Source organism: Methylosinus sp. LW3, assembly GCF_000527115.1.
Classification (GTDB): domain Bacteria; phylum Pseudomonadota; class Alphaproteobacteria; order Rhizobiales; family Beijerinckiaceae; genus Methylosinus.
Genome location: NZ_AZUO01000001.1, coordinates 2,444,238 through 2,458,275 on the forward strand (window position 1 = coordinate 2,444,238; position 14,038 = coordinate 2,458,275).

Genomic DNA, 14,038 nt, shown 5'->3' on the forward strand with positions numbered 1-14,038 from the left:
GCCGGGCGGAGCGCTCTGATCTCTACAGCGTCGCCTCGATCAGCGCGCGCAGCTCCGGCGTCGCCTCCGGCATGACGCCGAACCAGTCGCGGAACGCCGGCCGCGCCTGATGGATCAGCATGCCGAGCCCATCGACCGCGACATTGCCGCGGGCGCGGGCCGCGGCCAGCAGCGGCGTCTCCAGCGGCGCATAGACGATATCGGAGACGAGCGCTTCCGCCGGCAGGCGATCCAAAGGCAGATCGAGCGGCGGCTCGCCCACCATGCCCTGATTCGTCGTGTTCACCAGCAGGCCGGCGCCGGCGAGGCCGTCGGCGCGTTCTTCCCAGCGATGCGCCGTGACCGGAGCGCCGAAATCCGCTGCGATCTTCTGCGCCCGCTCGAGCGTGCGGTTGAACAGCCGCACCTCGGCCGCGCCGGAATCGATGAGCCCGGCGATGACCGCCCGCGCCGCTCCGCCCGCGCCGATCACCACCGCCGGCCCGGCGTCCGCCCGCCACATGGGCGCGGCGGCGCGCAGCGAGGCGGTGAAGCCGAAACCGTCGTAATTGCGGCCGACGAGCGTCCCGTCCTCCTCCACCACCACGCAATTGACCGCGCCGATGCGCGTCGCGCTCGCGTCGAGAACGTCGACGATGGCGAGCGCCGCCTCCTTATGCGGGATGGTGAGATTGCAGCCCGAGAAATTCAGCGCCGGCAGCGCGCGCAGCGCCGCCTCGAGCCGACCCGGCTCTATGGCGAGCGGCGCATAGGCGCCGGCGAGACCATAGCGGGCGAGCCAGTAATTGTGGATTTTGGGCGAGCGCGAATGCGAGATCGGCCAGCCCATCACGCCGGCAAGGAGAAAGCGGTCCTGCCCATGCATCGGTCTCTCCCCGCTTTTCCTCCCGCCCGCGGCGCCTATTGCTTCGCCGCGCAGGCCCCCTGCCCCTGCGCGGAGAGCGCAGAGAAGAGCGCGGCATCGGCGTCGAGGCCGGGATTGCCGGCCGTCAGAAGCTTCTCGCCATAAAAGATGGAGTTGGCGCCGGCGACGAGGCACAATATCTGCGCCTCGCGCGAGAGGCCGGAGCGGCCGGCCGACAGGCGCACGCGGGATTTCGGCATGAGGATGCGCGTCGTCGCGATCATGCGCACCAGCTCCAGCGAATCCACCGGCGGGCGGCCCTCGAGCGGCGTGCCTTCTATGGCCGCCAGCGCATTGATCGGCACGCTCTCGGGATGCGGATCGAAGGAGGCCAGAACCTGCAGCATATGGGCGCGGTCGCGCACGCTCTCGCCCATGCCGATGATGCCGCCGCAGCACATTTCTATGCCGGCGCGGCGCACTGCGGCGAGCGTCTGCAGTCGATCCTCATAGGTGCGGGTGGTGACGATCTCGCCGTAGAACTCCGGCCCAGTGTCGAGATTATGGTTATAGGCGGTGAGGCCCGCCTCCACGAGACGCTCGGCCTGGCCGTCGTCGAGCATGCCGAGCGTGACGCAGGCCTCCATGCCGAGCGCTCGCACGCCGCGCACCATCTCCAGCACGGAGTCGAAACGCTCGCCCTTGGGCGCCTGGCGCCAGGCTGCGCCCATGCAGAAACGATCCGCCCCGGCCTCCCGCGCGCGCTTGGCGGCGTCCAGAACCTCGTCCACCTGCAGCAGCTCGACGCGGTCGAGCTTGACCTCGCGGTGATGCGCAGATTGCGAGCAATAGGAGCAGTTTTCCGGGCAGCCGCCTGTCTTGATGCTGAGCAGCGCCGCCTTCTGCACGTCATTGGGATCGAAGAAGCGGCTGTGCAGTGCGCTCGCCCGCGCGATCAGCTCGAGCAGAGGGGCGTCGTGGATGGCGACGATCTCCTCCAGCGTCCAATCGTGACGGAGAGTGAAATCGGCGGGAGCGTTCATCGATCGGAGCCTCTCTGCGGCGTGGTTTCAGCGCGACTTTTTGGCGACGCGGCGCTCATTGCGCGTGAGCGGACGTTGCGGCTCATCCTCCTCCCCGCCGGCGGCGGAAGGCGCGGAGGGCCGCGGCTTGCGCTGGAGCTGCGGATCGGCGCCGCGCAGAATGGCATAGACGACATAAGCGGCGACGGCCAGATCGAAACCGGTGAGGCCGAGCGTGAACCACGCCGGCGCGAACTCCGAGCCCGTGCCGAAATAATGGAACTGCAGATGCCAGAAGGGATGCAGAGCGAAGCCGATGGCGAGCCACCAGGGCGAGCCGACGAGGCCCAGCAGCCCGAAGGAGCCGAAAATAGCGAGGCCGGTCATTTCGATGCCGAACCAGGCCTTTGCATTGTCCGAGGCGAAGGCGAAGCCGACATAGAGCGCGGCCGTGGCGATGAGCCCATAGGCCAGCGCGCGGCGGGAGCCCGCCTGCGGATAACGCTCCGACCAGCGCGCGAAAAAGGCGAAAGCCACGCCGATGAGCGCGCCGACGGCGGCGGGAATCAGAATCGAGGACGCGTCTTCCATGGTCGAGCACTCGGATAGGGTTACGGCCGCAGCGAGGTCTATAAGTCGGACGGGCGGAGGCGACAAGGGAGGGAGCGGGATGGCGGGATCGGCGGGAGATGGCGGCGCTGTCGCCCATCAGAGCGATCGGGTGAAGGTTTCCTCATCCTGAGGAGCCGCGCAGCGGCGTCTCGAAGGACGAGGAAACCTTCATGCCCGGCCATCTGAAGCTCCCCCTCGTGCTTCCCTCCTCAGATGAGGGGGAGGATTATTGGCCTTCACCCGATCGCCCCCTCCCCCTCGCCTCGCATCGCCTCCGGTCCAAAATCTGCTATAGCTCGCAGGACCTACCGCGCCCAACAGCGCCCCGCCCAGGATCGACGCCCCATATGCAAGTCGAAACAGACGCCGCCAATTTCAGCTCCTCCGCCCTGCTCGACGATCAGTCGCTGCTCGCCGATATTCGCCTGCTCGGCCGCCTGCTCGGCGACACGGTGCGCGAGCAGGAGGGCGTGGCCGCCTTCGAGCGCATAGAGACGATCCGCCGCCTCTCGGTGGCCGTCAGCCGTAATGGCGACATGGAGGCCGATAACAAGCTCGAGGCGCTGCTGCGCTCGCTCTCGGCGAGCGAGGCGGTGACGGTCATCCGCGCTTTCAGCTATTTCTCGCATCTCGCCAATATCGCCGAGGATCTGCATCCGCTGCAGGGCGACGAGGCCTCCGGCGAGCCGAGCCTCGCCAACACATTCGCCCATTTGCGCAAGGCCTCGATCGGCCCTGGCAAGGTGGCGCAAGTGCTCTCCAATGGCTGGGTCTCGCCCGTGCTCACCGCGCATCCGACCGAGGTGCGGCGCAAGAGCCTGCTCGACGCCGAGCACGCCATCTCCGCTCTGCTGCAAGCGCGCCCCCATGCGCGCAACAAGGCCGAACTCGCCCGCAACGAGCTGCAATTGCGCGCCCGCGTCTCGCAGCTGTGGCAGACGGAGCTGCTGCGGCAGGCGCGGCTCACCGTGCGCGACGAGATCGCCAACACGCTGAGCTATTATCGCAGCACTTTCCTGCGCCAGATTCCGCTGCTCTACGCCGACATCGAAGAGCGCCTCGGCGGCCTGCGCATTCCGCCCTTTCTGCGCATGGGCACTTGGGTCGGCGGCGACCGCGACGGCAATCCCAATGTGCGCGCCGACTCGCTCGCCAATGCGCTGCGCATGCAGGGCGAGACGGCGTTGCGCTTCTACCTCTCCGAGGTGCATGAGCTCGGCGCCGAGCTGTCAATCTCGCGCCGCTACGCCGGTTGCAGCCAGGCGCTGGAGGCGCTCGCCGCGCGCTCGGGCGACGATAATCCGCATCGCGACGACGAGCCCTATCGCCGCGCGCTGATCGGCGTCTACGCCCGCCTCGCCGCGACGCTCGAGGAGCTGACCGGCCAGCAGGCGCAGCGCCATGCGAGGGCGCCCGGCGCGCCCTACTCCGGCCCGCGCGCCTTTCTCGCCGATCTCGAGATCGTCGATGACTCGCTGCGCTGCCATCATAGCGAGGTGATCGCGACGCAGCGCCTCGAGCCGCTGATCCGCGCGGCGGAAGTCTTCGGCTTTCATCTCGCCACCGTGGATTTGCGCCAGAGCTCCGACCGCCATGAGGAGACCATCGCCGCGCTGCTGCGCGAGGCGCGCATCGCGCCCGACTACGCCGCCCTCACGGAAGAGGAGAAGCGCGCGCTGCTGCTGAAGCTGCTCAGCGATCCGCGGCCGGTGCGGCTCGTCGACGCCGCCTATTCGGAGGATGTCGCGAGCGAGCTGGCGATCTTCGAGCGCGCGGCGGAAATGCGCAAGACCTATGGTCACGAGTCGATCCGTCATTACATCGTCAGCCATACGGAGACGGTGAGCGATCTGCTCGAGGTGCTGCTGCTGCAAAAGGAATGCGGCATGATGCGCGGCACGCTCGATCCGCGCGACGCCAATATCGTCGCCGCCGATCTCATCATCGTGCCTTTGTTCGAGACGATCGGCGATCTGCGCAACGCCGCCGTCATCATGCGCGAGTTCTATGCGCTGCCCGGCATCGTCAAGCTCGTCACCAATTCCGGCGCGCAGCAGGACATCATGCTGGGCTATTCCGACAGCAACAAGGACGGCGGCATTCTCGCGAGCATTTGGGAGCTCTATCGCGCCTCCACCGCGCTCGCGGACTTTTTCTCGGGCCTGCCGTCGATCGCCATGCGGCTCTTCCACGGCCGCGGCGGCACTGTGGGGCGCGGCGGCGGACCGAGCTATGACGCCATTCTCGCGCAGCCGCCGGGCACGGTGAATGGACAAATCCGCCTCACCGAGCAAGGCGAGGTGATCGCGGCGAAATACGCCAATCCGCAGATCGGCCGCATCAATCTCGAGCTGCTCGTCGCCGCGACCCTCGAGGCGACGCTGCTCTCGCATAGCAAGGCGCCGCCGCCGGAATTCCTCGAGGTGGCGGAACAGCTGGCGCAATGGGGCATGGACGCCTATCGCGGCCTCGTCTACGAGACGCCCGATTTCGTCGATTATTTCTTCGCCTCGACGCCGATCTCCGAGATCGCCTCGCTCAACATCGGCTCGCGGCCGGCCTCGCGCAAGCCGTCGCGCAAGATCGAGGATTTGCGCGCCATTCCGTGGAGCTTCTCCTGGGGCCAGGCGCGTCTCGCTCTGCCCGGCTGGTATGGCTTCGGCTCGGCGATCGCGCGCTTCCGCGAGGGCGACGACGGCTCCAAGCTCGAGCTGCTGAAGCGCATGTATCGCGAATGGCCCTTCTTCCGCACGCTTCTGTCGAACATCGACATGATCCTGTCGAAGACCGATCTTTCGATCGCGCGTCACTATGCGGGGCTCGTGCAGGATCACGCGCTCGCCGACCGCATTTATGGAGAGATAGAGGCGGAGTGGAGCAGAGCCAATGCTGCGCTCGCCGATCTCACCGGATCGAGCCAGCGACTCGCCGACAATCCGGCGCTGGCGCGCTCGCTGCATCATCGCTTCCCCTACATTGCGCCGCTCAACTATCTGCAGGTGGAGCTCATTCGCCGCTTCCGCGGCGGCCAGACCGGCGACGACATCCGCCAGGGCATTCTCATGTCCATCAACGGCGTCGCGGCCGGCCTGCGCAACACGGGGTGAACAGAAAAGGGCGACATTGCGGCGCTGTCGTCAAAGCGTCATGCGCCGCCGCCATTAGGGGTTCCGATCCAGCTGGAACGGAACTGCAATGTCGCCTCTTCTCTCGCGCGTCAGCCCCCTCGCGCTCTTCGCCTCCCTCTCGTTCTCTTCCGCGGCCGTCGCAGCCGACATAAATGTCCCGGCCAATACGACCGTCTCCGGCCAGAAGACATTCGGTGGGACCGACAAAGTCACCGTGGGCGCCGGGGGCAAGCTCACCTCCTCGGCCAATCCGACGCTGAATCAGACGTCGACCTCGACCGGCGTCTCCATCGACAATTTCGGCACGATCGAATCGACGGGGACAGGAACGCGCGCGATCCGCTTCAACAGCGGAACCGCGATGAGCTTCACGCTGACCAATGAGGCGGGCGCGACGATTCAATCGCAGAATGACGCGCTGCAAGTGGGAACGGCTGTCACGTCGGGAACGATCACCGTCAATAATTACGGGCTGATCCAGGCGACGGGCACGGGCTCCAACAATGGCCAGGCGATCGACTTCGGCAATATCGTCGCCGGCACGGCGTCGATCACCATCAATAATTTCGCGACGGGCGTGCTGCAGACCGCCGACGCCGACGGCATACGCCCCGGCAACAACGCCACGATCAATAATTACGGCCAGATCATCTCCAATAATTTTCAGACCAACAGCGGCGCGGATGGAATCGACTTCCAGACCAGCACGGGCGGAACGGTCAATAATTACGCTGGCGGAATCATCTCCGGCGGACGCCATGGCATCAACATCAGCTATGATTCCGCGGCGAACAAGACGACCTCCTCCATCACCATCACCAATTATGCGGGCGGCCAGATCATCGGCCGCAACGGCTCGGGCGTCGGCTCCGACGTCGGCGGGACGGTGATCAATTACGGTCTCATCTCGGGCGATATCGACAATATCGCCGGCGTCGCCAATGGCGACGGCGATGGCGTCGATATCGATTACATCGGCAACATCACCAATTACGGCACGATCCGCGGCACGGGCGCGAAGGGCGTCGGCTCCGACGGAAAGACCAACACCAGCCAGGGCGTCGCCATCGGCGGCGGCGTCATCGACAATAAGGCTGGCGCGACGATCATTGGTCAGGCGGACGGCATTCTCGTCGACAATAGCTCGGAAGGGCCTGCCTTCGGCGCGGTGACGATCACCAACGCCGGCACGATCCAGGGAACGACGCGCTACGGCGTCTATATCAACAGCACGCAGAACAATACGATCACCAACTCCGGGACCATCACCGGCGGCGGCGGACAGGCGATCGTCTTCGGCTCCGGCGACGACACGCTGAACATTCGCACCGGCTCCGTCATCAATGGAACGGTGGACGGCGGCGCCGGAAACGATCGCATCTCGCTCTCAGGAACGGGAACCTTCGCCGGCGCGATCAATTTCGAGACGCTGAGCGTCGATGACGGCGTGTGGACGCTCACCGGGACGCAGAACTATTCTAGCGGCGTGACGGTCGCGGGCGGCGCGGAGCTGGTCGCCTCCGGCACGATCGGCAATCTCGTCACCATCGCCGCTGGCGGACGCCTCTCGGGCTCCGGCACGCTGGGCGCGCTCGATCTGTCGGGCGCCGTCTCGCCGGGCTCGGGCGCCGGCGCGATCTCCACGCTCACCGTCACCGGCAACGCTACTTTCCGCTCGGGCTCGGTCTATCAGATCGACGCAAACGCCGCCGGCGCGGCGGACAAGATCATCGTCGGCGGAACGGCGGCGCTCGCCGGCTCTGTGCAAGTGACCGCCGCCTCCGGCAATTATGCGCCTTCGACGAGCTATGCGATCGTGCAGGCGGCGGGCGGCGTCAGCGGCTCTTTCGCTTCGGTCTCCACCGATCTCGCCTTTTTGACGCCCTCGCTCTCCTATAACGCCAACAACGCCTATCTGACGCTCTCGCGCAATGGCGTGTTCTTCCAGAGCGTCGCGGCCAATCGCAATCAGCGCGCGGTCGCCGCGGCGCTCGACACGACGCCGACGGCGAGCCCGCTGTTCCTCGCCGTCGTCGGCAAATCGGCGGCCGGCGCGCGCGCGGCCTTCGACGGACTCTCCGGCGAAGGCGTCACCGGCGCGCTGAATGTCGGCCTCGAATCGAACCGCCTGTTCGGCTCGACTCTCGCAGACGCCGGACAATTCTGGCGCTCGGGCGAGACGCGCGACGCCAATGGAATCTCCATTTCCGCGACGACGCCGGCCCTCGGCTATGCGTCTCTGGAATCGAAAAAGGGTCCGATCGCCCCGCGTATGACACAGGAGCCGGCGCGGCTCTGGCGCATGTGGATCTCCGGCTTCGGCCAGAGCGCACGCCTCGGCGGCGACGCTGCGCAAGGCTCGGCGACGCAGCGCACGAGCCTCGGCGGCGGCGCCATCGGTCTCGATGCGGCGGTGCTTCCCAATCTTCTGCTCGGCTTCGCGGGCGGCTATAGCGCCGGCGGAGCCTCGACCGATCAGCGCTCGACTCATGTGGACACGCATGGCTGGCATATCGGCGGCTATGGCGTCTTCACCTTCGACCCCAATTATATCTCCGCCTCGCTCGCCTTCTCCGATTTCGACAATTACTCACGCCGCTCGGTCTTCGGCCTCGGAACGGGCGAGACGGCGAATGCGAATTTCGGGAGCCGCGTGCTGCGCGCGCGCGTCGAGATCGGGCGCGACGTCGATCTGTTCGGCCTGCGCGCTACGCCTTTCGCTGCTGTCGAGACGGCGCATATTTGGACGGATGGATTCACCGAGACGACGGCGGCTTTTCCCGGCTTTGCAGGCCTCAGCGCGCTGACCTTCGCCGCGCGCGAGACGGACTCGCTGCCCCTCTATTTCGGCGCGCGATTCAAGCGCAGCTTCGCGCTCGACAATGGCTGGCGGCTGACGCCCGATCTCTCGCTCGCCTATGTGCATGAATTCGAGCCGACGCGCGCGCTTCTCGCATCCTTCGCCTCGGCCCCCTCGGCGGCTTTCACCATCGCCGGCGCGCGTCCCGACGAGAATTACCTGCAGGTGAAAGGCGGGCTGCGCCTCGATGTGAGCGCTTCGGTCGCGCTCTTCGCCTCCTTCGAGGGCGAATATGGCGGACGCACGCAATCCTATGCGGGACGAGGCGGCCTCAAAGTGGCTTGGTGAGGCCGCCCCTGCTCTTTTACGCGTTCTGCGAAGCGCTCGAGGACTGAGACCCCTGCTGAGCGACGAGATCCTTCAGCAGCGCCTCGACGCTCGATTGCGCGGCGCTGGCGTCGCCGCTCTTGGCGGCGGTGATCAGCGTCTTCAGATCGTCGACGATCGTCGAAGAGGAAGACGAAGAATCGGTCGTCGTCGAGGACGATGACGAGGAATTCGTCGAGGATGTGGACAGGAGCGAAGCGAGATCGCTCTCGAGGCTCGTGGCGGAGCTCTTCTGCGTCGTCGAATCGCCCGATTGCACCGCGTTCAGCAGCGTCGCCAAATCGGAGACGAAGGAGGAAGCGGTCGAATCCGAGCTCTCGGAAGAGGAAGTAGACGCGGAAGAAGACGGCGGCGGCGGGGGCGGAGGCGGCGGCGCCTGCAAATGGCTCTCGATCGTCTTGGCCGTCGATTGCGCGGTCGTCGTGTCGCCCGACTGCACCGCCGAGACCAACGTCTGCAGATCGGAGAGGAAGCCGGATTGGCCGTCCGACGAGGACGATGACGAGCTCGACGAATCCGAGGTCGACGACGATTGCAACAGGCTCTGAAGGCTCGACGCGGCGGTCTTGGCCGCCTCCGTATCGCCGGAGTCGACCGCCTTCAGCAGATTGGCGACCGTCGAGGCGAAGCCCGAATCCGAGGACGAGGAGGAATCGTCGCTGGAGCTGGTCGAGCTGGAATCGCTGGCGAAGAGCAGCGAGGCGAGCTGGCCGGAGCTCGCGCTACGGAAATCGATCGCCGAGCTGGGATCGACCGCGCTGGTCTGCGTCGTGGAGGTGGAGCTGGTCGTCGCCGAAGCGCTCGCGGCGGCCGCCGCTGTCGTGTCGTCGACGTCTTTCGTGGGACGGGAATGATGATGATAGGCGGTTTGAACCGCGCTGGAGGCCAGACTCGATATGGACATTCTGCGTATCCTGGAAGGAGAGCGGACGCGCGCGACTGTCCGCGCGCCGCCTTACGCAAAACTTACCAGCGCCTGCCGTCACGAGGCTATATCGCGCAGAAATACTTGTAAAATCTGGCGCTTTCCTCCCATATCCGAAGAGTATCGGAATATTTCTATAATATATATGCTATGCTCCACTTTCGTTGCGGGCCGCAAGCTTGCGCTCCCAATCCAACGCCTGGCGCACGATCGTCTCGAGATCGTCGTGACGCGGCGTCCAGCCGAGGCGCGAGCGGATGCGATCATTGGCGGCGACGATGGCGGCCGGATCGCCCGGCCGACGGCCGGCGAAATCCACCTTGAAATCGACGCCGGAGACGCGCTTGACCGTTTCGATCACCTCGAGCACGGAAAACCCATGCGCATAGCCGCAATTGCAGACGAGGCTCTCGCCTCCCCCGCGCAAATGACGCAGCGCGTCGAGATGGGCGCGGGCGAGATCGGTGACGTGGATGTAGTCGCGCAGGCAGGTGCCGTCGGGCGTCTGATAATCAGTCCCGAAAACCTGCATGCCGGGACGCAGCCCCAACGCCGCCTGCACCGCCACCTTGATGAGATGCGTCGCCTTGGGCGTCGATTGGCCGGAGCGGCCGCGAGGGTCGGCGCCGGCGACATTGAAGTAGCGCAGCGCTACATAGGAGAGATCATGCGCGCGCGAGACATCCTCGAGCATCCACTCGACCATCAGCTTGGAGCGTCCATAGGGCGAGACCGGCTTCAGGCTCTCGTCCTCCGTCACCGGATTATGCTCGGGATCGCCATAGACGGCCGCGGTCGAGGAGAAGATGAAGCGCTTCACGCCCGCTTCCACCGCCGCCGCCAGCAGAGCCCGCGCTTTCGCCGTATTGTTCAAATAATAGCCGAGAGGATCGGCGACGGACTCGGGGACCACGATCTTGGCCGCGAAATGAATGATCGACTGGACATCATGCCGCGCGAAAATATCGCGCAGCAGCGCCGCGTCGCCAAAATCGCCCACGATGAGCGGAACCTCTTCCGGAACCGCCCAGCGAAACCCCGTGGAGAGATCGTCGAGCACGACGACCTTCTCGCCGGCGTCGAGCAGCTCGAGCGTCATATGGCTTCCAATATAGCCGGCGCCGCCGGTCACGAGAATGGTCATTCCGCTCTCTTCCTGCTGAAGACGTCATCACGGGAAATTAACGGGCAATGGTTAAGGACGAATCCTGGCCCGGCTCGGACTAGGCGTTGGTCTTTCGCCATTGCGGGATATTCTCGGAAAAGCGCTTGCGCCTTTTCCGAAACCCTGCTCGGGCGTCGCGCTCTCGCGCTCGGGTCACACTCGCTCGAAATGGACTAATCATGAGCAAACGCATTCGCAAGGCTGTATTTCCCGTGGCCGGCCTCGGCACGCGCTTCCTCCCGGCGACCAAAGCGGTGCCGAAGGAGATGCTGACCGTCGTCGATCGTCCCGTGCTCCAGCATGTGGTGGACGAGGCGCGCGAGGCCGGCATCGAACATTTCATTTTCGTGACCGGACGCAACAAAGGCGTCATCGAGGATCATTTCGACATCGCCTATGAGCTCGAGGACACGCTGAAGAAGCGCGGCAAGATCAAGGAATATGACGCGCTGATCGCCGATCTGCCTCCCGCCGGCGCCGCCAGCTTCACCCGCCAGCAGGCTCCGCTCGGCCTCGGCCATGCGGTCTGGTGCGCGCGCGAGATCGTCGGCGACGAGCCCTTCGCCGTGCTGCTGCCCGATATGGTGACGCTCGGCAATGGGCCGAAGAAGAGCCGCTGCCTCGCCCAGGCGGTGGAGGCCTATGAGGCCCATGGCGGCAATGTGATCGCGGTGGAGGAAGTGCCGCCGGAGGAGACGCATCAGTACGGCATCGTCTCGGTCGGCAAGGATTTCGGCGCCGCTTTCGAGATCACCGGAATGGTGGAGAAGCCGCCGCGCGGAACCGCGCCGAGCAATCTGATGATCTCGGGCCGCTATATTCTGCAGCCGGAGATTTTCGACATTCTGGCCAAGGGCGAGAAGGGCGCGGGCGGCGAGATTCAGCTCACCGACAGCATGGTGACGCTGAGCGGCTCGCAAGCCTTCCACGGCGTGCGCTTCGACGGCAAGACCTATGACACCGGATCGAAGCTCGGCTTTCTGGCGGCCAATCTCGCCTTCGGCCTGACCCGCCCGGACATCGCCGACGGGCTGAAGGCGGAGATCGCCAAGCTGCTCGGCTGAACGGAAAGGCCCCCGTCTCCCGCAAAGCTTCGCGGGAGAGGGGCCGATTCGGCTCGCCTCGCGAGCGCTGGAGCTGGAGCTGGACAAGACCCGGCGAGGAAAAATCGCTGCGCGGGAGAAGGCATGAAAAAAGCCGCCCAAGCGGCGGCCTTTCTGAAACAATCACACTGAAGAGAGACTGCTCCGGCGAGCCGCCTCAAGCCTTCCGCTTGGGCCGCAGCCGGATGATGACGTCGCAGCCGACAATCTCCATGCCCTCTGGCGGAGCGGGAAGCTTAGCGAATTCGATGGAGCCGTCCACCACGTCGAACATGCGCTTGCTGACCTCATCCATGAAATGGTGATGCGGCGCGGTGCGTGTGTGGAAATAGGTGCGTGGCCCCTGCACGGCGATCTCCCGCAGCAGGCCGACGTCGGCGAATTGGTTGAGCGTGTTGTAGACGGTCGAGAGCGACATTTGCAGGCCGGCCTCGCGCGCTTCGGCGTGGAGCGCCTCGGCGCTCACATGGCGGTCGCCATTGCCATAGAGCAGCTTGCTGAGCGAGATGCGCTGCGAGGTGGGACGAAGGCCGGCCGCCCGCAGCTTGGCCTTCAGCTCATGCTCGTCCTTGATGGGGGCCGCCTTTTTTCCCAGTTGGATCGGCGCACGAAAATTCGTAATCATGGGGTGATGCGTCATTTCCGTTTCGCCTCAGATCCTGTCCTGCTCGCGGCTCCTTGTGGAAGTCGAGACATGCTGATTGAAAACGCAGCGCAGCGAAGTGTCAAACAAAATGGCCAAAAGTGTAAAGATTCCAAAGAATGGCCAAGCTCGCGCGCAATTTTGCGACAAGCTTTCGGCCACGCTCGCGGCAATCGCCGCGATGTGTTCCTATCATTCCCGGTCATTTTCCTACTGTTTGTCCTGACGGCTTTTTTCAGTCCTTGCGCGCTAGCGCAGGAAAGCGCCGCCGGTTCTGATCTCGACCATTTCCTGCAGCAATTATGGCCACGGGCGCGCGACGCCGGCGTCTCGCGCGAGATTTTCGATTCGGCTGTCGCGGGCCTCACGCCTGAGCCCGGATTGCTGCGGCGCCCACAGGCTCAAGCCGAGTTCACCATTTCCATCCCCTCCTATGTCTCCGGCGCGGTCAGCGCAGCGCGTGTGGCCCGGGGCCGCGCGCTCGCCAGCGAGCTCTCCGCGCCGCTGGCGACGATCGAGGAGCGCAGCGGCGTTCCTTCCGAGATCGCTCTCGCCATACTCGGGGTGGAAAGCAATTTCGGTTCCGCGACCGGCGCCGCAGACACGCTGCGCGTGCTGGCGACGCTGGCCTATGCCGGCCACCGGGGAACGATCTTCTCCGATGAGCTCGTCGCCGCGCTGGTCATGCTGCAGAGAGGCGACGTCACCCGCGCGCGGCTGCGCGGCTCCTGGGCCGGCGCTATGGGCCAGCCGCAATTCCTGCCCTCGGCCTATCTGAAATATGCGACCGCCTATAGCGGCGACGCGGCCCCCGACATTTGGACGAACAGGCTCGATTCGCTCGCCTCTGTCGCCAATTTCCTGAAATTCTCCGGCTGGGATCCGCGCCTGCCCTGGGCGGTCGAGGTCGTCCTGCCCAAAAATTTCGACTACGCCGACTTCGATCTCGACTTCGCGCAATGGCGCGCGCTGGGCCTCGCACGGGCCGATGGCGAGGCGCTGCCGGCGAGCGGTCCGGCGAGCCTCTATCTGCCGGCCGGCGCGGCCGGCCCGGCCTTTCTCATCACCGATAATTTCGAGGTGATCCGCAAATACAACACCTCCGACGCCTATGCGCTGTCGATCGGCCTGCTCGCCGACCGCATCGCCGGGCGACGCGCGCCCATCGCCCCTTGGCCGAAGAAGATCGCGGCGCTCTCGACCGCCGATTGCAAGGAGCTGCAGCGCCTGCTCACCACGCGCGGCTTCTATCGCGGCGCCATAGACGGCAAGCTCGGCCGCACCAGCCGCAACGCCGTGCACGCCTTTCAGCTGAGCGAAGGCGTGCAGCCGGCGGATGGATTCGCGACGAAGGAGGTGCTGGAGCGGCTCCGCCGCTGAGCCGCTGCGGCGATATGGGGCGCGAAACG

At 65.5% G+C, this 14,038-nt stretch carries 10 protein-coding genes; 4 read left to right on the forward strand and 6 right to left on the reverse strand.

Annotation, left to right across the window (positions count from 1 at the left end):
* Window positions 1-22: 22 nt before the first annotated feature.
* From METLW3_RS0112405 to METLW3_RS0112415, 3 genes are read right to left on the reverse strand one after another with little or no spacing between them, the layout of a single operon-like run.
* Window positions 23-865, reverse strand: a complete 843-nt coding sequence (locus tag METLW3_RS0112405; RefSeq protein ID WP_024880225.1) for a shikimate dehydrogenase — start codon at window positions 863-865, stop codon at window positions 23-25.
* Window positions 866-900: 35 nt separating this feature from the next.
* Window positions 901-1,887, reverse strand: a complete 987-nt coding sequence (bioB, locus tag METLW3_RS0112410; RefSeq protein WP_024880226.1) for a biotin synthase BioB — start codon at window positions 1,885-1,887, stop codon at window positions 901-903.
* 27 nt (window positions 1,888-1,914) lie between these two features.
* Window positions 1,915-2,457: a hypothetical protein gene (locus METLW3_RS0112415; protein WP_024880227.1), complete on the reverse strand. Its 543-nt coding sequence runs from the start codon at window positions 2,455-2,457 to the stop codon at window positions 1,915-1,917.
* A gap of 368 nt (window positions 2,458-2,825) precedes the next feature.
* Here METLW3_RS0112415 and ppc point away from each other — a divergent pair, with 368 nt between their 5' ends.
* Both ppc and METLW3_RS0112425 read left to right on the forward strand, forming a co-directional pair.
* Window positions 2,826-5,585: a phosphoenolpyruvate carboxylase gene (ppc, locus tag METLW3_RS0112420; protein WP_024880228.1), complete on the forward strand. Its 2,760-nt coding sequence runs from the start codon at window positions 2,826-2,828 to the stop codon at window positions 5,583-5,585.
* An 88-nt stretch (window positions 5,586-5,673) separates the two neighbouring features.
* Complete coding sequence (locus tag METLW3_RS0112425) at window positions 5,674-8,754, forward strand: autotransporter domain-containing protein (RefSeq protein WP_024880229.1); 3,081 nt, start codon at window positions 5,674-5,676, stop codon at window positions 8,752-8,754.
* A 16-nt stretch (window positions 8,755-8,770) separates the two neighbouring features.
* Here METLW3_RS0112425 and METLW3_RS0112430 read toward each other — a convergent pair whose 3' ends face one another.
* Window positions 8,771-9,697, reverse strand: a complete 927-nt coding sequence (locus tag METLW3_RS0112430) for a hypothetical protein (RefSeq protein WP_024880230.1) — start codon at window positions 9,695-9,697, stop codon at window positions 8,771-8,773.
* A gap of 169 nt (window positions 9,698-9,866) precedes the next feature.
* On the reverse strand, window positions 9,867-10,862 hold the full coding sequence (gene galE, locus METLW3_RS0112435) for a UDP-glucose 4-epimerase GalE (RefSeq protein ID WP_024880231.1): 996 nt from the start codon (window positions 10,860-10,862) through the stop codon (window positions 9,867-9,869).
* A gap of 200 nt (window positions 10,863-11,062) precedes the next feature.
* Here galE and METLW3_RS0112440 point away from each other — a divergent pair, with 200 nt between their 5' ends.
* Window positions 11,063-11,947, forward strand: a complete 885-nt coding sequence (locus METLW3_RS0112440; protein WP_024880232.1) for a UTP--glucose-1-phosphate uridylyltransferase — start codon at window positions 11,063-11,065, stop codon at window positions 11,945-11,947.
* A gap of 196 nt (window positions 11,948-12,143) precedes the next feature.
* Here METLW3_RS0112440 and irrA read toward each other — a convergent pair whose 3' ends face one another.
* Window positions 12,144-12,626: an iron response transcriptional regulator IrrA gene (gene irrA / locus METLW3_RS0112445; RefSeq protein ID WP_024880233.1), complete on the reverse strand. Its 483-nt coding sequence runs from the start codon at window positions 12,624-12,626 to the stop codon at window positions 12,144-12,146.
* Window positions 12,627-12,812: 186 nt separating this feature from the next.
* Between irrA and METLW3_RS0112450 the strand changes: the two genes are divergently transcribed.
* On the forward strand, window positions 12,813-14,009 hold the full coding sequence (locus tag METLW3_RS0112450) for a lytic murein transglycosylase (RefSeq protein ID WP_245267329.1): 1,197 nt from the start codon (window positions 12,813-12,815) through the stop codon (window positions 14,007-14,009).
* Window positions 14,010-14,038: the final 29 nt, after the last annotated feature.

Excerpts from the sequence above, each read along its gene's own strand:
- METLW3_RS0112415 (WP_024880227.1), bottom strand. The coding sequence starts at position 2,457 with ATGGAAGACGCGTCCTCGATTCTGATTCCCGCCGCCGTCGGCGCGCTC.
- bioB (WP_024880226.1), bottom strand. The coding sequence starts at position 1,887 with ATGAACGCTCCCGCCGATTTCACTCTCCGTCACGATTGGACGCTGGAG.
- ppc (WP_024880228.1), top strand. The coding sequence starts at position 2,826 with ATGCAAGTCGAAACAGACGCCGCCAATTTCAGCTCCTCCGCCCTGCTC.
- METLW3_RS0112430 (WP_024880230.1), bottom strand. The coding sequence starts at position 9,697 with ATGTCCATATCGAGTCTGGCCTCCAGCGCGGTTCAAACCGCCTATCAT.
- irrA (WP_024880233.1), bottom strand. The coding sequence starts at position 12,626 with ATGACGCATCACCCCATGATTACGAATTTTCGTGCGCCGATCCAACTG.
- galE (WP_024880231.1), bottom strand. The coding sequence starts at position 10,862 with ATGACCATTCTCGTGACCGGCGGCGCCGGCTATATTGGAAGCCATATG.
- METLW3_RS0112425 (WP_024880229.1), top strand. The coding sequence starts at position 5,674 with ATGTCGCCTCTTCTCTCGCGCGTCAGCCCCCTCGCGCTCTTCGCCTCC.
- METLW3_RS0112405 (WP_024880225.1), bottom strand. The coding sequence starts at position 865 with ATGCATGGGCAGGACCGCTTTCTCCTTGCCGGCGTGATGGGCTGGCCG.
- METLW3_RS0112440 (WP_024880232.1), top strand. The coding sequence starts at position 11,063 with ATGAGCAAACGCATTCGCAAGGCTGTATTTCCCGTGGCCGGCCTCGGC.